At 46.5% G+C, this 20,717-nt stretch carries 13 protein-coding genes; 12 read left to right on the top strand and 1 reads right to left on the bottom strand.

The genetic code is table 11. The annotated features are described in order from the left end of the window. Positions 1–56 precede the first annotated feature (56 nt). Genes OEV42_00975 through OEV42_00965 form a run of 3 tightly spaced genes read left to right on the top strand, consistent with a single transcriptional unit; the run spans position 57 to position 8,297 of the window. A complete protein-coding gene (locus tag OEV42_00975; protein ID MDH3972824.1) occupies positions 57–3,146 on the top strand; it encodes a PAS domain S-box protein in 3,090 nt (1,029 codons plus the stop codon). A gap of 39 nt (positions 3,147–3,185) precedes the next feature. After that, a complete protein-coding gene (locus tag OEV42_00970) occupies positions 3,186–5,555 on the top strand; it encodes an ATP-binding protein (GenBank protein ID MDH3972823.1) in 2,370 nt (789 codons plus the stop codon). Positions 5,556–5,585: 30 nt separating this feature from the next. Then, the gene (locus OEV42_00965; GenBank protein MDH3972822.1) at positions 5,586–8,297 is read left to right on the top strand and encodes a PAS domain S-box protein; all 2,712 of its coding nucleotides are present in this window, start codon (positions 5,586–5,588) and stop codon (positions 8,295–8,297) included. A gap of 7 nt (positions 8,298–8,304) precedes the next feature. Here the strand turns inward: OEV42_00965 and OEV42_00960 are convergent, their stop codons facing one another. Then, the gene (locus tag OEV42_00960; GenBank protein MDH3972821.1) at positions 8,305–10,362 is read right to left on the bottom strand and encodes a response regulator; all 2,058 of its coding nucleotides are present in this window, start codon (positions 10,360–10,362) and stop codon (positions 8,305–8,307) included. Positions 10,363–10,530: 168 nt separating this feature from the next. Between OEV42_00960 and OEV42_00955 the strand changes: the two genes are divergently transcribed. The 9 genes from OEV42_00955 to OEV42_00915 all read left to right on the top strand — a co-directional run bounded on the left by OEV42_00955 (position 10,531) and on the right by OEV42_00915 (position 20,713). After that, positions 10,531–12,210 (top strand): FAD-dependent oxidoreductase, encoded by a 1,680-nt coding sequence (locus OEV42_00955; protein ID MDH3972820.1) that lies wholly within the window; start codon positions 10,531–10,533, stop codon positions 12,208–12,210. 9 nt (positions 12,211–12,219) lie between these two features. Beyond that, positions 12,220–13,161 carry a succinate dehydrogenase iron-sulfur subunit gene (gene sdhB / locus OEV42_00950; protein ID MDH3972819.1) on the top strand — a complete coding sequence of 314 codons (942 nt, stop codon included), beginning with the start codon at positions 12,220–12,222 and terminating at the stop codon, positions 13,159–13,161. Continuing rightward, complete coding sequence (locus OEV42_00945) at positions 13,158–14,045, top strand: CoB--CoM heterodisulfide reductase iron-sulfur subunit B family protein (protein ID MDH3972818.1); 888 nt, start codon at positions 13,158–13,160, stop codon at positions 14,043–14,045. The genes sdhB and OEV42_00945 overlap by 4 nt, the downstream gene beginning before the upstream one ends. Positions 14,046–14,323: 278 nt before the next feature. Continuing rightward, positions 14,324–14,956 carry an L-threonylcarbamoyladenylate synthase gene (locus OEV42_00940; protein ID MDH3972817.1) on the top strand — a complete coding sequence of 211 codons (633 nt, stop codon included), beginning with the start codon at positions 14,324–14,326 and terminating at the stop codon, positions 14,954–14,956. Between the two features lie 234 nt (positions 14,957–15,190). Next, a complete protein-coding gene (locus OEV42_00935; protein MDH3972816.1) occupies positions 15,191–15,568 on the top strand; it encodes a response regulator in 378 nt (125 codons plus the stop codon). A 77-nt stretch (positions 15,569–15,645) separates the two neighbouring features. After that, on the top strand, positions 15,646–17,232 hold the full coding sequence (locus OEV42_00930; GenBank protein MDH3972815.1) for a methyl-accepting chemotaxis protein: 1,587 nt from the start codon (positions 15,646–15,648) through the stop codon (positions 17,230–17,232). Positions 17,233–17,267: 35 nt separating this feature from the next. Continuing rightward, positions 17,268–19,283 (top strand): HEAT repeat domain-containing protein, encoded by a 2,016-nt coding sequence (locus OEV42_00925; protein MDH3972814.1) that lies wholly within the window; start codon positions 17,268–17,270, stop codon positions 19,281–19,283. Next, positions 19,273–20,139 carry a protein-glutamate O-methyltransferase CheR gene (locus OEV42_00920; GenBank protein ID MDH3972813.1) on the top strand — a complete coding sequence of 289 codons (867 nt, stop codon included), beginning with the start codon at positions 19,273–19,275 and terminating at the stop codon, positions 20,137–20,139. The genes OEV42_00925 and OEV42_00920 overlap by 11 nt, the downstream gene beginning before the upstream one ends. Positions 20,140–20,347: 208 nt before the next feature. Next, positions 20,348–20,713 carry a response regulator gene (locus tag OEV42_00915; protein MDH3972812.1) on the top strand — a complete coding sequence of 122 codons (366 nt, stop codon included), beginning with the start codon at positions 20,348–20,350 and terminating at the stop codon, positions 20,711–20,713. Positions 20,714–20,717 lie beyond the last annotated feature (4 nt).

Below are 20,717 nucleotides of genomic sequence, written 5' to 3'. Positions count from 1 at the left end.
GTAATTGCCAGTTCCTCCATTATCAATTGTAAACCCTTATTCCCGGAGAGAGGGGTATGAAAAAGACATTTCTTCTGATCTGGCTTCCCGTCTCAATACTCGTGGGTATTATCCTTGGTTTGATATATTTTGCCGAGACCGTTTCTGAGCGTGTTTTGGTTGAAACCACTGAAAAAAATCATATTAAACTCCAGGTAAAATCGATTGTTTCCGATCTCGATCATGTCGTGTCTGATCTCATCTTTCTTTCAGAACAGCATGAGTTTCATGAACTTCTTGATTCAAGGGAGAAATACTCACCTGAAGATTTAGCCGGTGATTTCCTAACTCTGTCCTTAAGAAAAGGTTTCTATGACCAGATCCGTTTTATTGATGAGAAGGGAATGGAGATCGTTCGCGTCAATTATAATGCCGGGAAACCGTCAATCGTGCCTGAAATGGAACTTCAATCCAAAGGGAAGCGATATTATTTTATAGATACTTTAAACCTGAAAAAAGGCGAAGTTTTTGTCTCACCCCTGGATCTTAATATAGAAAAAGGAGAAATAGAGCTTCCTTTTAAGCCCGTGATTCGCTTTGGAACGCCTGTTTTTGACAGCTATGGGAATAAAAGAGGCATTATTATACTCAACTACCTCGGTTCCGTTCTCATCAATAACCTGAAGGCCGGAGCTACCACAGCCTTTGGTAATGCCATGCTCCTTAATTCTGACGGCTATTGGCTCATCGGTACTTCTGCCGAAGAGGAGTGGGGCTTCATGCTTAAAGAAAGAAAAGATAAAAAAATCAATAATGCCTTTCCCGGGGCATGGCAGCAGATTTTACGAATGGAGAAAGGCCAGTTTAGCAATAGCAACGGTCTTTTTACCTTTGAAACGATTTATCCGCTTCTGGAAGGCCAAAAGTCGAGTACGGGGGCCGTTGAGCCTTTTGCTCCCAGCGCTGCTGAATTGGGTATTAAAGATTACTACTGGAAAATCGTGTCCCGCGTGCCGCCGCCCCTCTTGTACAGGATATCGAAGGAATTGTTTCGACAACTGCTGACCTTATATATTATTTTGCTAATTCTTGCAGCTATCGGCGCCTGGTTTATTGCAAGAGCAAATATGCGCCACAGGGAATCTGAAGAGGCGCTAAGGAAAAGTGAGACACGCCTTTCCAGCGCCCAGAGGATTGCCCATCTCGGCAACTGGGAGTGGAATCTTGCCGAAAAGAGGATGTACTGGTCCGATGAGGTCTATCGTATTCTCGGGCAGGTGCCGGGCAAGTTTGATGCAAACCTTAAAAACTTTCTTAAAACAGTGCATCCTGCCGACAGAAAGTTTGTTAAACAATCATTCTTTAATGCGCTCCGGCAAAAAAGTCTCTTTAACATCGATCACAGGATTTTATTGCATGATTCCAGGGAGCGGGTAATTGTCCACGAACAGGCAACGGTAGATGTCGATGACAAGGGCAGGCCTCTCATCATCTCAGGGACCATTCAGGATATAACGGAACGTAAAAAAGCTGAGGAAAAACTGTCTCAAAGCAACAAGCTCCTCGACTGCATAAGTATTGCCCAGTCACGGTTTATCTCTAACACGCACCCTCATATTTTGTTTGAAAAACTTTTAGAGGATATTCTTTTGCTAACGGCAAGTGAATACGGTTTTATCGGTGAGGTTTTTAACGATAAAGAAGGCGGTCCCTACCTTAAAACCCATGCAATCACCAATATTTCCTGGAATGAAGAGACGAGGGAACTTTATGAAAAATTCAAATCAAGCGGTATGGAGTTTTATAATCTGAAATCGCTTTTCGGCGCCGTTATAACGACGGCTGAACCGGTTATTTCCAATGACCCTGCTAATGACCGGCGGCGCTGCGGTCTTCCCAACGGCCATCCGCCACTGGATAAATTTTTAGGGCTTCCCTTAAAAAGCGGAGACAGGCTGGTAGGCATGGTGGGTATTGCAAACAGGCCGGGCGGCTATGATGATGCGCTTGTAAAATATCTGGGTCCTGTTCTCGTCACAAGCGCAAACATAATAGACGCTTTCAGGAGTGGTGAACGCCGCAAGGAAGCCGAAGCCCGGATTCGCAACTTGTCCCGTGCCGTCGAACATAGCCCGGCCACGGTTGTGGTGACGAATACAAATGGAAAGATAGAGTACGTCAATCCCAAATTTACAGAGATAACGGGTTATACCTTTGAAGAAGCTATCGGTAAAAATCCCCGCATATTAAAATCGGGCAAGACCCCACCTGAGGAATATCGAAAGCTGTGGAGCGCCATTACCTCAGGTAGTGAGTGGCATGGGGAGTTTTGCAACAAGAAGAAGAATGGAGACATTTATTGGGAATCGGCCTCTATCTCACCTGTTAAAGACGCGGAAGGTGTGATAACCCATTTCGTGGCTGTCAAGGAAGACATTACGGAACAGAAAAAAGCCCGGGAAGCGCTCAGTAAATATGCCACCATGCTGGAAGAGTCAAACCGGATGAAAGATCTTTTTACCGATATTATGAGTCATGATGTATTAAACCCCGTGGGCATTATAAAAAACTCGGTGGAAATGTTGCTTGCAAGTGAAGAGGCAGGCAGGAAGAGAGAGATTATGGAATTAATCAGGGATTCATCATCTGACGTCATAGAAATGATAGGGAATGCATCCACATTTTCCAAACTCGAAATGATAGAGAAAATTGAATGCCGGGTAATAGATATAGGTGAAATTTTGAGTGAGGTAATTGAGAAATTTGAATACGAGCTTAAGGAAAAATCTTTGACACTCCACTACCCTGTTGCAGGGCCCCATCCGGCCTGTGTCAATGCCATGATAAAAGACGTATTTATGAACCTTCTTTCCAATGCTGTAAAATATAGCCTAAAGGGTGGCAGAATAGAAGTCCATATTGAAGAGAGAGAGAAGGGGCAGGTTGTATCTGTCAAGGATTATGGCAGCGGTATAGCAGATAAAAATAAGGTGCGAATTTTTGAACGCTTTGAGCGCATTGGAATGAAGGGAATCAAAGGCTCAGGACTTGGCCTTGCCATTGCCAAGCGTATTGTTGAACTGCATGAGGGGGAAATATGGGTTGAAGATAACCCCGGGAGCGGGAGTATTTTTTATGTGAGCCTGCCCAAGGTACAAAAGGCGTAAGTATAGGGGCCCTCTAATATGAGGTAATTAACAGGATCTATGAAGCTGCAGTATAAAATAGCGTTGATGGTATTCGGATTCGGTACCCTTTTTATTGTCGGTATTTCATCGCTCTCTTATCGCTATAAACGCTTGGACTATATGAACCGCCTGAGGGCTGAGCTCAGCAGTCAGGCAGGAGAACGGGCGGACCATGTCCATGTTGATCTTATAAACAAGGCAAAGGTGGTGGAGGCACTTTCCAGTGTCCCTGCCATTGAGGAGGCGCTAAACCTCGGTAATTCAGCCTTTGCAGCCATGAGGCCCGATGAAAGGGAAAGGGAGATAAAGGCGCTCAACGAAAGGTGGATGAAAACGGCAGACCATGCTCATCCCTTCATCCAGTCTTATATGACGGGGCCGGTGGCTGCTTTTTTAAAGGAAACTATGGCGAGGAATCCCGGAGAGTATGGTGAGATTTTTCTGACTAACCGTTACGGGACTATCGTTGCAACAACAGGAAAGCTGACAACGCTGGCCCATGCACACAAATACTGGTGGAAGGCCGCCTTTAATGAAGGAAAGGGGCGGGTTTTTTTTGATGACCGCAGCTTTGACACCAGCGTTGAAGGGTATGTGCTTGGCGTCGTTGTGCCTGTCATGAAAAAAGGCGAAATCATAGGGATCCTGAAATGCAACGTCAATATGGAAGACATTTTACAGGAGACGGTTGAAAAATTTAAGCGCCGTAAGAGTGGGAGCCTGAAAATTGCAAGATCAGGGGGACTCATCGTCCTTGAAAAGGGGAAAGCCCCTCTAAGTACCAGGGCGCCCTCTTATCTTCTGGACAGGATGAAAAAGAGAGGCACCGGTTCCATTATAAATGGAGGCAGAGAAGCCCCTCTGGTTGTGGCTTATTCTCCCATCTCTATTACCTCAGGATTGGCTGAATACGGTTTCGGCGGTAAATATGAATCTATTGACCATATTATGGGAAACAGGGGTGAGTTGTGGTACGTTCTCCTGTCACAGGAGATGAATGAGGCGCTTTTTGCTCTCAGGGAAGAGATGCGCCGGGACATTATTACAGGGCTTATATTCATTCTCGTGATGGGGTTCTTCTCCATATTTATAGGGAGGCGATTGGCGCTGCCCGTCATGCGCATGGCGGAGATGGCAAGGCGGGTAGGGGCGGGGAACTTTGATGTGGAAATGGATGTCAGTTCCCATGATGAGTTGGGAAGCCTTGCCCGTTCCTTTAATGACATGACTCACAATTTACGGGAAAGGACTACCTCTATTGACAACCTCTCCAGGGAGGTTGCAGAGCGCAGAAAGGCCGAAGAGAAGCTTCACTCCATTTTTCTTGCCGCAGGGGAGGGCATTATTGTCGCAACGGCTGCTTCCCGTATCATTATTGTCAACGAAGATCTTTGCCGCACCTTCGGCTACCTGGAGGAAGAACTTATTGAAAAGAACGTGGAAATGCTCATGCCGGAAAAGTATCGTAAAGATCACACTGAGGGGATGAAGCGTTACATGGAGAGCGGTGCCGCCAAGGTGCTGGGACGCCGCATCGAGCTTGAAGGGTTAAGGAAGGACGGAACTGTCTTCCCCCTTGAACTGAGGATTGAAGAGACGGGGGAAAGTAAAAGGGAAGAGAAAGTCTTTGTCGCTGCCATTCGCGATATTACCAACCGCAAAAGGAATGAATATGAATTAAAAAGATACGCTTCAGACCTGGAAGAGTCAAATCGTATCAAAGACCTCTTTTCCGATATTATGAGTCATGACCTCATGAATCCGGCTAATGCCATAAGGAATGCTTCCGAGTTTTTATATGAAAAAGAAAGTGATGAACAAAATAAAGAGATCATGGAATTGGTAAGAGGTGAGTCGCAAAAGATCATAGAACTGATTGGAAATGCCTCTGCCTATTCCAGGCTGCAGCATTTGGAGGAGCTGGACCGGGGGATGATTGAATTAAGCGGTCTTTTGTGGGGGATTATCCAAAACTTTGACTTTGATCTGAAAGAAAAGGCAATGGAGGTCCGCTTCGAGCCTGGAAAAGAATATCTTTTAGAGGCAAATAAAATGATAAGAGAGGTTTTCTTAAACCTCATATCCAATGCAATTAAATACGGCAGTGAAAAGAGCGCTATCGAAATCAGCCTGGGCTATGAAAAGGGAAAGCGGCTTGTTTCCGTTAAAAACTATGGCGAGGGAATTCCTGACGAGGAGAAGGAGAAAGTATTCGAGCGATTTCAGAGGGTAGGCAAAACGGCTATTAAAGGTACGGGCCTTGGTCTTGCTATTGCAAAAAGAATTGTGGAACTGCACCATGGCAGCATATGGGTTGAGGATAATCCTGAGGGGGGAAGCATATTTTATGTGAGTCTGCCCGGGAGTCCCCTATCTGGTGAAAAATAATAGCTTTAAATCAAATCAGGTATTTGCGCAATGAGTGACAATAAAGATAAAGAGAAAATAGATCGAGGTAAATCTCTTAATGCAGATGCGCCTGAAAATCAGGTAAAGAAGTATACATGGTTTATCGTCATTGGCTGGACAGTTCTTTTCCTTGCCTTTCTGGTCTGGGACATTGATCATATACGTGAGAATACGAGGAGACTGGCAATCAAGGAGGCAAGGGCCAACTTCAATAAGGACCAGGCATTCAGGTATTGGAGCGCTTCTCATGGAGGTGCCTATGTCGCTGTTGATGAAAAGACGCCGCCCAACCCCTACCTGAAGCATATTCCCGAGCGAGACATCAGGACGCCTTCAGGCAAGCAGCTTACCCTTATGAATCCCGCCTACATGGTGCGGCAGATGAATGAATTTTTTAAGAAAGAGTATGGTATTAGCGGGCATATTACGAGCCTTAAGCTGCATAATCCCGCTAATGTTCCCGATGAATGGGAGAGGAAAGCCCTGGAGGCATTTGAAAGGGGAGAAAAAGAGGTGCTTCAATTCAGTGCTATAAAAGGTGAGCCATATATAAGATTGATGCAGCCCATGGTTGTTAAAGAAGATTGCCTGAAATGTCATGACTACCAGGGTTACAAAGTGGGAGATATTCGTGGCGGGGTAAGCGTATCGATACCTCTTTCGGATATGCTTGCTTATGAGAGAAGGGCCATTGCCGGGCAGTCGCTGTCACACGGTTTGATCTGGTTTTTGGGGCTTATTGGAATTGCTTTTGCCTCTGTCAGACTGAAGCGATATTTGATTGAGCTTATGGAGGCGAAGAAGGCGCTTGCCGAGTCAAACGCACTGTTTCAGGCCGTTATCGACCAGTCACCCATACCCATGGCCATTGCAAAAGCGACCGGTGAGTTGACCTACAACCCGGCCTGTGCAGAGCACCTCCATTTTGCCGATGAGCCCGGCATCAAACAGGGCATCAAACTTTTCGAGATGAATCAGCCCTGGAAAGATTATGACACTGAGGGGAATCTTATTCCCAAAGAGGAACTGCCGCTGGCCCTGGCACTAAAGGGCAAGTTTACCCGTGGTCTGGAACTGCGTGTCGTAAGGAGAGACGGAAGTGAAAAGTGGGAGATTGTCAATGCGGCGCCTATTTACAATGACAAGGGTGAACTCATTGCCGGTTTTGCTGCATTTCCCGATATTACAGGACGAAAGCGTATTGAAGAGCAATTGAAGTCGGAGAAGGACTTTACAGACAGAGCAATTAACGCCCAAATGGATACATTTTTTGTTTTTGATGTTTCAAGCGGCAAGGCCTTGCGATGGAACAGTGCTTTTCGGGATTCGAGCGGTTATTCCGATGAAGAAATTGCCGCTATGAAAGCACCCCATGAATGGTATGATGCCCAAGACCTGGAAAGAGCAAGCGAGGCTACTGAAAGGATCATGAAAGAAGGTAAAGGCAAGGCAGAGATGTCTCTTATCACGAAAGATGGAAAGCGTATTCCCACAGAATACAATGCTTCTATTATTAGAGATGAAGAGGGCCGGCCTAAACAAATCATTTCAATAGGCCGTGATATTACCGAGCGCAAGAGGGCGGAAAAGAAATTGCAGGAGGCCGAGGAAAGGGCGAATGCCCTGTTGAACGCAACCCTTGAATCTTTAATCCTCATGGATCTGGAAGGAAATATTCTGGCCATTAATACAACGGGCGCAGCAAGGCTGGGAAAAACAAGAGACTATCTTGTCGGGAAGAATATCTTTTCTTTTATGCCGCCGGAACTGGTGGCGTCAAGGCGAAAACTAATGTCTGATGTCATTAGAGCCCGTAAGAGCATTGCCCTTGAGGACAGTAGAGAGAATAGAGATTTTTATACCAACCTGGTGCCCGTTAAAAATGGGACTGTCTCTGCTATTGCCGTATTTTCACAGGATATCTCCGAACGCAAACAAGTTGAAGTTGAGCTGAAAAAGGCGAAGGAAAATGCCGAGGCTACGAGCCGGGCCAAGACTGACTTTCTTTCGCGGATGAGCCATGAGTTGCGTACCCCTTTGAACTCGATTCTCGGCTTTGGCCAGGTGATGCAGACAGATCGGGAGATGATGGCTGATAGACACAAACTCTGTGTGGACGAGATCGTTTCTGCGGGCTGGCACCTTACGGACCTGGTAAACGATGTGCTCGATATATCGAGGGTAGAGTCAGGAGAAGTATCGGTGAATATGGAGGCCATCCCTATATGTCCCATTATGGAAGCCTGTGTGAACCTCATAAGTCCTCTGGCACAAGAGCGAAATATTCATCTCAGTTGCAATCTGACCGTATGCAATAAAGCGGTGGTATGGGGAGACAAAACCCGCCTTAAAGAGGTCCTTTTGAACATTTTGTCAAATGCCGTTAAATACAATGTCGAATCGGGAACGGTGACAATCAGCTGTGAGAAGATAGACAAAAAACGGGTGAGGATCAGTATCTCTGATTCGGGAAAAGGTATTTCAGAAGAAGACCGGCTGCGTATCTTTATTCCCTTTGCCAGTTTGAAGCGGGAGGATCCCGCCTTGCGGGGCGCAGGCATTGGACTTGCCATATCGAAACATCTAGTTGAACTTATGGAGGGTTCCATCGGGGTGCAGAGCGTACCTGGAAAGGGGAGTACCTTCCGTGTAGAACTGAAACAGTCGAGTAATGGAAAAGCTCAGGAAAAGCCCGGTCATCGATCTCGCGCGGTTAAATAGAGAAAAATTATTTGAACATTCGCTTGAAGAGCCCCCCCTTCTCCTGTTCCCGCCTTTCTTTAATTTCTTCTATTTTCTTAAGGGCCGTCTTATTGCTGGGATTGATTTTCAGGGCCTTGTTGAACTCAGCCTCGGCGAGCGTGAGATTGCCTTCGTCGAGCAGGATAGCTCCCTTTAGCGCATAGGCAATGGAAATCTTGCCCAGTTGAAGGGATTTGTTAATAAGTTCCTTGGCCTTGTTAATAGTGGCTTTGCTTCCCCGTTTTGAGGGATTATTATAAATGGACAGGGCCAGGAATGCGAGGTATTCGGGCTTGTCGGGGGCCATGCTGACGAGATTTGTAAAGGCTTTTTCAGCGCTGTCGTACTGGCCTTCTTCGAGGAATATCTTTCCAGACTGGAACTGAACCTGGATCTTCATTTTGTCGTCCTCGCCTCCTGCACCCATGGATACGGCATCCTGGGAGTCGAGGTATTCATCATAATTTTCCTTCGATACTACGTTAGAGAGTGTTTCGTAGGCCTCGGCAACCTTTGAAAGCAATTCCTGATCGAGAGTCATAATCTCACCGGAACTGGCAAAGAACTTGTCGGGACTGAATTTCCCTGTCAGGTCGAAATAGGCTTTTTTGAGACTGTTGAAAGAATAAGTCTGTGTTGTAAGTCCAAAAATTTCATAGTAGTTTTTATCCTTGATTCTTTCCCAGGTGGCGGTAAGCTCCGCTTCCAGGTCGCTTGCCCCGGCCCCGGCAGGCGCTGCTTCTTCAGGCTGCTGTATCGATTCGAGCCCCTCCAGTTCGTCGGAAAGGAGGCTAAGCTCTTCACCGAGATCTTCGAACTCTTCCGTAAGGGAGATCTCTTCCATCTCTTCTTCAGCCCTTGTTACTTCCTCTTTTTCACGTATGGGGAAAGGAGGCGAAAGGTCCACTTTCTCCGGCATGGGGGAATAAGAGACGATTCTCAAAAGGTCGAGGGTCATTAAGGTGGCAAGAACGGTCTTGTCATCGAGGTCTGTCGAATTAATAATGTCTGAAGCCGTTTTTGTCCCGTCGAGCAGGTCGAATATGGTCCCTACCGTTGTCGACGTGGAAAGATGGTTCTGATAGTTGAAAAAGTCTTCTCCTTTACGAATATAGAATTTTCCTTTCCTGCCGAGAAAGGCTTCCGTTTTGGCGGGGCTTAAGCTTCCCTTGAAAGCTTTGAAAAAGATAAAAGGCAGGTCGGCAGAGAAAGAATAAACCCGGGGGATAAAGGCGGGTTTAGCCTCGAAGGCAAAAAGGCCCGACTCCCAGGAAAAACAGCCGGCAATATTTTCAATAAGATAATCCCTGTTTTCTTTTGCAAAGGCTTCAGGAGAGAGGCAGCCCATATTGATAAATATCTCTCTCGGATCATGGGCCGGGTTTTTGGAGAGGTCTTCATATGCCCTTAGTTCAACCATGGAGATGAGGCCTTTTTTGAGCAGGTAGTTGCCGAAATTATCTTCACGGGCCAGCACGTTCACTTCTGCGGGAATGCCCCGGAGGATGTAGAAGCGCTTTTTTTTCTTGTTTTTGCCTACAAGGAGCGTGCCTGTCAGTTTTTTTCTGAAAATATGAGAAAGGAGGTTTTCAAAGGGCTGTTCTTCAAGTTTACCTTTTAAGGTCTGGTCGGAGGGGCTTTCCTCTTTTGACTCCTCTGCTCCGGTTGCCGTATTTTTTCCGAGGGCTTCGTCAATGGATGAACGGAGCTTGTCAAATGAGAAAGGCTTGTTTAAAAAGTCACTTACATGGAGTGTTTTTTTGAGCCTTTCAATTTCCGCCGGCATCTTGACAAAGCCGCTCATCATGATGATGGGGATGTCTTTACCCTTTTCGCTGGCTCTTACCTTTGCCGTCAGGGCCTCTCCGTCCATATGGGGGAGCTTAATGTCTACCAGCAGCAGATCAAATATTTCCGTGGCAAATGATTTAAGGCCCTTGACGCCATCGAGGGCGATAGCCGATTGATGGCCTTTTTTTGTCAGGAACTGCTGAATAAAAAGGGCAAGCTTGTTGTTGTCTTCTATTATAAGGATTTTTGCCATAAGATAATTATAACCTGAATCCGCCTTGCAGGGGAATTGGGTCTGCGGAAATAATCAAGATAATTTTACATGATACATCATAAAATACAACCTAATTAATTTTAACAGATATTCCTTGACTTGTACGGGGCTGTTGATAAACTTAAGAAAATTATAACGAGGTATTTCATGGTAATTCATGACCTGATCATTGTCGGGGCAGGCCTTGCCGGCATGAGGGCGGCCATTGAGGCGACGAAGGAGAATAAGCTCAATGTGGCCATTATAAGTAAGGTCCACCCCGTGAGAAGCCACTCGGGGGCGGCCCAGGGCGGGATCAATGCATCTCTGGGCAATGCCGCTTCCGACTCGGCTGAGAGCCATACTTTCGATACGGTAAAAGGGAGTGATTATCTGGGTGACCAGGAGGCCATCGAAATTCTCTGTAAAGAAGCGCCCCGTGATATTTACGAGCTTGAGCGGATGGGGGCAAACTTTTCGAGAGATGAAAATGGCCGTATTGCCCAGAGGCCTTTCGGCGGGGCGGCCCATCCAAGGGCATGCTATGCTGCCGACAGGACGGGCCACGCCATCCTCCATGCCCTTTTCGAGCAACTCATGAAGCGGGGAGTCATGGTTTATGAAGAGTGGCATGTGGTCAGGCTGGTCGTTGAAGAGGGCATTGCAAGAGGTGTTATCGCTATTAATATTATGAGCGGCAAGCTTCACAGGATAAGGGCCAAAGCCGTTATTTTTGCCACAGGAGGCTATGGCCGGGTCTTTTTTAACTCAACCAATGCCCATGCCAATACGGGAGATGGCATGGCCCTGGCTTTCAGAGCCGGTGCTCAACTTATGGACATGGAGTTTGTCCAGTTTCATCCCACGACCCTGAAAAGTACGGGCATCCTTATTTCCGAAGCGGCCCGTGGAGAAGGGGGGCATCTTTTAAATGCCGCCGGACAGCGCTTTATGGAAAAGTATGCACCCGGTGCAATGGAACTGGCCAGCCGCGACGTCGTGTCCAGGGCGGAACAGACGGAGATCGAGGAGGGACGGGGAACCGATGGCTGCGTTCATCTCGACATCAGGCATCTGGGCCGCGACAAGATCCTTGAAAGGCTTCCCCAGATAAGAAACCTGAGCATCAACTTTGAAGGCGTCGACCCCATTGACGAACCGATTCCCATCAGGCCGGGCGCCCATTACTCCATGGGTGGCATCAGGACGGATATTCATGGCCGGACCAATATTAAAGGGCTCTTTGCCGCCGGAGAGTGCGCCTGCGTTAGTGTTCACGGGGCAAACCGGCTGGGCGGCAATTCTCTCCTGGAGGCCGTCGTTTTCGGCAGACGCGTTGGCGGCGCTGCCGCCCAATTTGTAAAAGAGACCGAACTTGAGGATTGGCCTCAGGGGGCGCTTCCTGAAATTGCCTTTCATATAGGCCGCATTTTTAACCGCATGGAAGGGGAATCCTATTCAAAGATAAAGAGAGAACTTCAACTGCTCATGAACAGTCATGCCGGAGTTTACAGGAACCTTGAAAAGCTGGAGCAGGGCAGGGAGAAGATTGCCGGGCTCAAGGGGCGATACGAAAATATTTACGTCCAGGATTTTGGAAAAATTTTTAATACGGACCTTCTCGAAGCGGTTGAGGTGGGCAATCTTCTTGAATTATCTTCCGTCATTATCGAAGGCGCCCTTGCCAGGGAAGAGAGCCGCGGCGCTCACTGGCGTACGGACTACCCGGCGAGGGATGATAAAAAGTGGATGAAACATACGGTGGCAGCGATGGACGGTGAAAGCATAAAGCTGTCCTATAGTGATGTGTCTTTTACCAAATATGAGCCCATGGAAAGAAAATATTGAGGTAAGGTCATGAGACGGAAGATATTTATCAAGAGATTTGATCCGGAGACGATGGATGATGATTATATTCAGGGTTTTGTCCTGGATATCGAAAAAAATGCAACCATCCTGGAGGCCCTTATTAAAATAAAGGAAGATCAGGATGGTACCCTAACCTTCAGGAAGTCATGCAGGAGTTCCATCTGCGGCTCCTGTGCCCTTACCGTTAACGGTGTGGCTGTTCTTGCCTGCAATACACGCCTTGACGCTATTGACTGGGGTGAAAAGGATATCCACATTGAACCGCTGGGCAATATGCCTGTTATTAAAGACCTTATCGTAAACTTTCATCCCTTCTGGCATGAAATTGAGAAAACCATGCCCTGGCTCGAACCGAAGGAGGCCGAAGGTGACAGGGAGAATGTCGTCACCAGCGAAGAAGCGAAAGCAATTCATGAGTCGGCAAACTGCATTATGTGCGGTTCCTGTTTTGGTGACTGTACCATCAGGGAGACGGACGATAATTTCATGGGCCCCGCCGCCCTTGCCAAGGGCTGGCGCTTTGTCGCCGACGTAAGAGATTCAATGAAGCAGGAACGGCTCGAAATTTTGAGTGAAGATTGCAACGTATGGGATTGTACGCGGTGCAATCTCTGCATCGACCGGTGCCCCAAAGAGGTGCGCCCTCTCGACCAGATTGTAAAGATCAGGGAAGAGGCCGTTAAGGCCGGCATTACCGACAATAAAGGGGTGCGGCATATTATGGCCTTTCAGTCCGATATTAAAAGCCATGGCAAACTTAATGAAACGACGATGCCTCTCAAAACGGTAGGTGTGCTCAGATCTTTCGGCATGATACCGATGGCGCTCAGGATGCAGATGAAGGGAAAGGTTCCTTTTCCTATTCTCAGGGATATCGAGGGCATAGAGGATGTGGAAAAAATTTATGAGATCATGGAAGTAGAAAAATGAAATATGCCTACTACCCCGGTTGTGCCGCAGAAGCGATAACGAAGGAAGCAGACCACACGACGAGGATGGTGGCGCAGATGCTGGGCATTGAACTTGTCCCTATGAATAATGCCACATGCTGTGGGGCCGGATGCCTTGATGAGGCCAACAGGGAGCTTAGTTACGTTATCAATGCAAGGATCTTTGCCATTGCCGAAGAGATGGGCCTCAATATCCTTACCATATGCAGCACATGCCTTCAGACCATGGCCAAAATCAATTATGACCTCAAGTCTGACGCCGAACTTCTTGAGCGGACCAATAAGGTATTGAGAGAGGTCGGCATGGAATACAAGGGAGGTGTGGAGATGACGCATCTTCTCTGGGTGCTGGCAAAAGACTATGGTCCCCAGAAATTGAGAAATCATGTTAAAAGACCCCTCAATATGCTTAATATTGCCGCTTTTTACGGCTGTCATACCTTAAGGCCCGGAGAAATTCTCGGTTTTGAAGATCCCAGGAACCCCCGGTCTCTCGACCTTGTTATCAATGCCCTTGGCGGCCATACTGTTGAATACAGGGGGAAAACGCGCTGCTGCGGTTTTCATACCCTTCTTGTCAACGAAAGGGCCTCACTCAAGGCAGGTGGAAAGAGGCTTCAGGAAGCCAAAGATAAAGGCGCTGATTGCATGGTTACTCCCTGTCCTCTCTGTGATATCTCGCTCGATGTTTATCAGGGTGAAGCGGAGAAACTTTATAAAAGGAAGACCGGGCTGCCCGTATTTAACCTTTCTCAACTGGTGGCTCTTGCCCTGGGCGCCGATGTGGGCGAACTGAAGTTCAAAAAGCACCTCGTCTCACCGCACAGTGTTGTAGAAGCCGTTCTGGAAGGGCAGAAGAGTTGAATATGCGGGGCGGGCAGGGCTTGCGTTTATGGGGAAAGGCTTTTTTACTGTTTTTCACCTTTCTTCCACTCTTTTCCATATTAGTATCAGTCAGGGCTGTTGCAGGTATTGAAAAGCTTACTCTTAATGTGTAGAATGCTTTTCTTTGGTGGAATGATCTACCTGCTGTTTTTAGGATGATAGTTTTTGTCGCAATAAATCCCCCCCTCACCCCCCTTTTCAAAGGGGGGAACAGTGGTCCCCCTTTGATTTAGAGGGATTTAGGGGTATTTGAGACTATATTTTTTCCAGGGGAGGGGCTTACGTTAATTCATATCAATCCTGATAATCCTCAGGAACGGCTCATAAACAGGGTTGTCGATGTCCTGAAAGAGGGGGGCGTTATTGCCTACCCTACCGATACGATTTACGGTATCGGCTGCGATATCTTTAACAAAAAGGCCCTTGAGAGAATTTATCTTCTCAAAGGGAGAGACCGTAATAAACCGATGAGTTTTGTTTGTTCCGATCTCTCTCATATCAGCAAGTTCGCCAAAGTATCCAATTATGCCTACAGGATAATGAAGCGTTTTTTGCCCGGTCCCTATACGTTCATCCTTGAAGCTTCCAGTGTGGTGCCGAGAATGCTCATGCCCAAAAGAAAGACAGTGGGCATCAGGATTCCTGATAATGCCATTGCGACGATGCTCGTGGAAAAACTGGGGAATCCCATTATCAGCACGAGCGCCAATGTGTCAGGGAGAGATGTTATTTCCGACCCCGGTGAAATCGATCTTTTTATGGGCAAGATTCTCGATTTGACTATCGATGCAGGAATGCTTCCGGGAGAGCCCTCAACGATTGTAGACCTGACGGGAGATAGTCCCGCTCTTCTCAGGGAAGGCGTTGGTGATTATAGCTGGATTGGCTGAAACAAATGCGCCTGGTCTTGTAAATTTCCGGGAAAGGGTTTAAAAATACGCTTTCCTCTTAAGGTAAAATATAGCGCTCCATGGCCCGAAGTTAAGTGTAAGCGCCTTGTTTACTATTTACATCATTCTCAATTTGTCAATTGACAAGCCTATCCTGTAGTGATAACTTTCAGTAATTCCCTTTTTTTGTTATACTTTTTAATCAATGAGCCTGAAAACCGAAATCGAGGAGGTATGGTGGAAAAAATTATTTTAATTATTGATGACGATGAAAAACTCAGTAAAATGCTCGGCTTCCTTTTTACGGCCAAAGGATTTAAGGTGGAGTATGCAAAAAGCGGTGATGAATCTTTTGCCATATTAAAGCGGGTGCGGCCCGATGTTATTATTCTGGACATTATGATGCCCGGCATGGACGGTTTCGAGGTTTGCAGGAAATTTAAGGAAACGGAAGAAGTGAAAGATGTTCCCATCATTATGCTTTCGGCCCTGCCGTCATCGCAGAACAAGGAAAAAAGCCTGGAACTCGGCGCTTACTTCTATTTTGAAAAGCCTTTTAAATCGCTGGATCTTGTTGCCAAGGCCGTTGAAGCCCTTGAGTTAAACCCATAGCATGGGAGTTCATTATTATTCCGGATGAGCTAATGCTTTGTTTTCGTATGTAAAATCAACTTAATATTTTCCGGGTTATGAGATTAGAGCAACTAAAAAAAATTCTGTCAATTCCCCGTTCATACTCCCTTTATATATTAATTGCCCTTTTTTATGCCCTGGTTTTTAATCAGTTCTTCCTCGGTTCTTCTCTCTTAACAGTGCTTGTTGCTCTTCTTGCAGTCTTTCCTTTCTACGCTGTCATTGCATTGCCTGAAACCTCTTCCCTGCCGGACGTTGATTCTAAAGCGCTCCTCATGGAACAAGAAGGGCAGAGCAGAGAACTTTTAGCCATAATAAGGGAAAGCAGGGCCGCCATTGAAGACCTTTGTGAAAAAGCTTCCAACCTGAGCCTCGGCACGGATGCGCAAACATTTTCCCTGGAAGAGACCATGGGTTCAATCGAAGGGATCAGCAATTCCATACATAAAACCGTTTCCATGATAGAACACTTGTCGCCTTCCGTAAACAAGGCATCGAAAACGGTTATCGGTATGATCGATTCTGTCGGAAATATCAGCAACCAAAATCAGGAGGTTTTAAAAGCGCTTGAAAAGGCGATTCAGGATATTAAGGAGATGAACGCTTCCGTTAGGGTTATTAACGATAATTTCGGCAATCTGATCCGCTCTTCGGAGGAAAGTTCCGGCGGGATAAAGGAGATTAATGCCTTTGCAAAAGATATAGAAACGAGCGCCCTCGAATCCTACAAGGTCTCTGAAGATGTGGCCAGGGAGGCGGAGCATGGCGTTGATTCGGTGAGGAAAACAATCAGCAGTATGGAAAACCTGAAAAGTATCGTTACCGAATCTTCAAGTGTTATCAAAACACTGGGTGACAGATCGGATGAAATTGGAAATATTGTCAAACTCATACATAACGTGACAACGAGAATAAATCTGCTTGCCCTTAATGCCTCCATCATTGCTTCACAGGCCGGTGAACACGGAAAATCCTTTGCCGTTGTGGCCAATGAAATGGAGAAACTGGCAAGCCAGACATCAACCTCTACCATAGAAATAACGCAAATGATCGATGTTATCCAGGAGATGGTTCAAAGCACCGTCCAGGCCAATGAAGTGGGTATGTGGGGGGTGGAGGAAGGCGTTGGCCTTGTCAACAGGGCAGGTGAAATACTTAAAAAGATCCAGGAAAGGTCGGGCACTTCCGTTCAGATGTCGAAAGATATTCTCACGGCAACGGGCAAGCAGGCCAGGATGGCCGATGAAGTTTATTCGGCTATTGAGCGGGAGACTAAAAACCTGGAAATATCGGCAAAATCGATTGATGAACATGTCAAGATAAACAAGTTGGTTGATGAATCGGCAAACCTCATGGTCAGTCTTACGGAGGAAGTGAAAGCTGCTATTGACGGGCAGCGTAATTCATCGAAGGATATTTCAGAGGTTATTAGTAGTGTCATTACCATGGTTGAAGAACTGTCGGGATTGACGGAGCAACAAGACTGCGACAGCGTGCAGATAAAGCAGGCAACAGAGATTATGAGCTTTATTTCAAAGGAAAATATCAGTGCAATAAAAGGCCTTGCCCATTCTATTGAAGAGATAAAAAACAAGATTCATGGAGAGTCAAAGCCCCTTTATAATAAGAGAGCGGAAACATGAGGTGAAAATAGCTGGCGGATAAAAGGTGCTCGCTTATGGATGACGCATTAATAGACAAGCTGATAGGGGAATTAAAAGGAGGGGATGAAATTGTACGGCGCGAAGCTGCAAACCGGCTGGGCACCGTAAAATCTGATAAAGGGCTAAGAGCGCTTATCGATGCTTTTGGTGATGATAACTGGCTTGTCAGAGAGATGGCCGTTGAGTCAATTTTAAAAGTGGGTGATGAGTCGGGCCTTGCCCTTTTCCTTTCCATACTGAAAGACAGGGACGCCAGGGTGAGGAACTCGGCCGTCAAGATCCTGACAGGTCTTGGGGAGCCGGCTATAGATGCGCTTGCCAAAGCATTGGAAGATGACGATGACGATACGGTGAGGTACGCTGCCGATTGTCTCGGTGATATCGGGAAGGCGAGAGCATTGCAGCCGCTCCTGGGAGCGCTTTCAAGGTCAAGGGGGGATTCCAGGTATTACATTATTCTGGCCCTTGGAAAATTAAAAGACAGTGGCGCTGTTGATTTTCTCCTCCCCTGTCTCGATGAAGAGATGTGGATTCAGATAGCCACCCTCGAGGCCCTTGGTGATATGGGCGATGCGGGGGCCGTTGACAAGATACTCGAAGTGATGAAGAGCGATTTTTTTCTCCTTGCTCCCGCAAGTGACGCGCTTGGTAAGATTGGTGACGTTAAAGCTATTCCTGCTCTCATTGATAACCTGGAAAGCGACAATGAAGAGATCCTCTCTTCTTCAGTAAAGGCCCTTGTGCGAATCAAGGAGAAGAACGTTCGTATTGATGATGACGGTTTTTTTCCCCTTGATTTTAAAAAGGATATCCTGACGAGAGGACTCATTACAACCTTAAGCAGTGATGATGCGGAGGCGAGGGCCTCTGCCGCCGTTGTTCTCGGGTGGCTGAAAGCGGAAAGAGCGGTCAAGCCCCTGACGAAATTGCTTGAAGATGAAGACTACCATGTGAGCAAAAAGGCCGAGGAGTCTCTCGTACAGATGGGGACGGCATCTGTCGATTCCCTTGTAAACTTTATGGATATTCCCGAAAAAAGGGCAAAACTGCTGGCAATGCAAGCCCTGGAGGAGATCAACGATAGCAGGGCCCTTAAGTATGCCCTGAATACTCTCGACGATGAAGATGAAGACATGAGGCTTGCAGCCATTAACCTGCTTGGTAAACTGGGAGACAGAAGTTCTGCCGGGAAGCTTTATCCTTTTCTTGAAGACCATTCGGAAATTATTCGTTCATCAGCCGTAAGGGCTATCGTCAATATGAAGCTTGACGTTGATGATTGCAGGGGGCTCCTGTTAAGGCTCAAGGGAGGCTGTGACAGATTGAGCCGCTCTATTGCGGAAATCATGGGCTTGCTGAAAGTGGATGAGGCAAGGGACGCTATGGAGGAACTTCTTCTTGCGAATAAGAGCGCTGTCAAAGAGGCAGCCGTTTTTGCCCTCGCCGGGATAGAAGGGAAAAGTGGTGTAGGGTCCATTCCCGTTATGCTGCTCGGAAGTGAAGATCCCGCACTGAGAAAATCGGCGGCCATTGTCCTTGGCAGGCTGAAAGATATAAGAGGGGTGCAGCCGCTCCTCTTAACGGCACAGGACGGTGATCCCTGGGTGAGGTATCATTCTATCCAGTCGCTGGGAATATTGAAAGATAAGCGGGCTATTGAGACCCTGAGAAAAACCCTTCACGATGATGTGGGTGTTGTCAGGATCGCATCACTAAAATCGCTTGCAGCGATCTCTCCTGAAGAGATTATGGCAAATCTCATTCAATGGGAAAATGAAGATGATGAGGATGTAAGGCAGACTTTTCTCGAAACACTCCTCCCCGTTGATGACGCTGCTTCCAAATCACTCTTTATGCAGGCCCTTGATGATCAATCCTGGAAAGTAAGAGAAGCCGCCGTTAAGGGTCTGGCCCGTTTCAGTGATGAAGAAAGTCTCCATAAATTGAAATCCATGCTCCATGATGAAAGCCTTTTCGTAAAAAAAGCGGCAATCTTTTCCATTGACTCAAGAGTAAAGAATGGTCTTTGATTTTGGCGACTCAGAAAATATGGAAAGCCTCGGTCCTGAAGACTTTGCCGTTTTCAGGGATTTTATCTGTGACAAAACGGGCATAAGGATAAGGGATAATCGTGTTGATTATCTCGAATACCGCATTCAGGAAAGAATGAGGGTCAGCAGCATTTCCGATTACAGGGAATATTTTTACAAGATAAAATATAGCGATGAAGGGCCGGAAAGTGAGTTCCAGCAGCTCATTAATCTCATTACGGTTCAGGAAACGAGCTTTTTCCGCCACAAGGAACAGCTTGATAGCTTAAGGGACATCGTCCTCAAGCGGATTATTGAAAGGAAAAACAGCGTCAATGATTACAGGCTTCGTTTCTGGAGCGCTGTCTGCTCCACCGGCGAAGAACCGCTGACGCTTGCAATACTTCTAAAGGAGTATTTTAAGGAACTTTCTCACTGGTCCCTTTCCATTATGGCCACTGATATTTCTACCAGCGCCCTGGAAAAGGCAAGGAAAGGAGAATTTAGCGAAAATTCCTTCAGGGTTCCCATGAAGAATTTCAGGAAGAAATATTTTGTAGAGAAGAATAGCCATTTTCATGCTACGGATGAAGTAAAGAATATGATAACATATCGGCATGCTAACCTGATTCATGTTGATTCCCTTGATATCTTCCGGGGAGTGGATGTTATTTTATGCAGAAACGTTTTTATCTATTTTCCCGAGGAAGTAAAGGAGAGAATTGCCCGGAAATTTTATGAGCTTCTGCCGAAAGGGGGGGCCTTGATTCTTGGCAATGCTGAAATAATCGATGTGAAAAAGATACCTTTCAGGCTTGAATTTCACAGGGGTGGCCCTGTTTACGTGAAGGTTTAATTTAGTACCTTAGAAATTATTTTCTAAGATTTTTTATAGAAAATAATTTCGTAAAGGTACTTATACCCCGCAAGGGGTATTAAAAAAGAGCCCCTTTATAGAAATTATTTTCTAAGATTTTTTATAGAAAATAATTTCGTAAAGGTACTTATACCCCGCAAGGGGTATTAAAAAGAACCCGTTTATATGGATTAGTAAAGGAGAAGAGATGGCAAAAAAGATACTCTGTATTGAAGATTCGCCGGCAACTCAGAAATTCATTTCCTTTACCTTAAAGTATAAAGGCTACGAAGTTGTTACTGCTAATGATGGTGTTGAAGGTATGGAGAAGGTTTCAAACGATACCTTTGACCTGATTATCCTTGATATCATGATGCCGAGAATGAATGGCCTGGAGGTACTGAAAGAGGTAAAGGGGAATCCTGAGTTTGCAAAGACGCCTGTTATTATGCTGACCAGTGAAAAAGGAGAGACCGACAGGCAGACAGCGATGGAACTGGGGGCAAGCAATTTTTTGAACAAGCCTTTTCAGCCGCCCGAACTGTTGGGAGCCGTGGAAAAAATAATAGGATGAACGA

Source organism: Deltaproteobacteria bacterium, assembly GCA_029860075.1.
GTDB lineage: Bacteria > Desulfobacterota > JADFVX01 > JADFVX01 > JADFVX01 > JAOUBX01.
Note: the sequence above shows the minus strand (reverse complement) of the source record. Positions and strands in the feature narration are given on the sequence as shown.

Bases quoted from the DNA above. Each gene is read 5' to 3' on its own strand.
- OEV42_00925 (MDH3972814.1), top strand. From the start codon at position 17,268: ATGGATGACGCATTAATAGACAAGCTGATAGGGGAATTAAAAGGAGGG.
- OEV42_00955 (MDH3972820.1), top strand. From the start codon at position 10,531: ATGGTAATTCATGACCTGATCATTGTCGGGGCAGGCCTTGCCGGCATG.
- OEV42_00975 (MDH3972824.1), top strand. From the start codon at position 57: ATGAAAAAGACATTTCTTCTGATCTGGCTTCCCGTCTCAATACTCGTG.
- sdhB (MDH3972819.1), top strand. From the start codon at position 12,220: ATGAGACGGAAGATATTTATCAAGAGATTTGATCCGGAGACGATGGAT.
- OEV42_00935 (MDH3972816.1), top strand. From the start codon at position 15,191: ATGGTGGAAAAAATTATTTTAATTATTGATGACGATGAAAAACTCAGT.
- OEV42_00920 (MDH3972813.1), top strand. From the start codon at position 19,273: ATGGTCTTTGATTTTGGCGACTCAGAAAATATGGAAAGCCTCGGTCCT.
- OEV42_00930 (MDH3972815.1), top strand. From the start codon at position 15,646: ATGAGATTAGAGCAACTAAAAAAAATTCTGTCAATTCCCCGTTCATAC.
- OEV42_00960 (MDH3972821.1), bottom strand. From the start codon at position 10,362: ATGGCAAAAATCCTTATAATAGAAGACAACAACAAGCTTGCCCTTTTT.
- OEV42_00965 (MDH3972822.1), top strand. From the start codon at position 5,586: ATGAGTGACAATAAAGATAAAGAGAAAATAGATCGAGGTAAATCTCTT.
- OEV42_00945 (MDH3972818.1), top strand. From the start codon at position 13,158: ATGAAATATGCCTACTACCCCGGTTGTGCCGCAGAAGCGATAACGAAG.
- OEV42_00970 (MDH3972823.1), top strand. From the start codon at position 3,186: ATGAAGCTGCAGTATAAAATAGCGTTGATGGTATTCGGATTCGGTACC.
- OEV42_00915 (MDH3972812.1), top strand. From the start codon at position 20,348: ATGGCAAAAAAGATACTCTGTATTGAAGATTCGCCGGCAACTCAGAAA.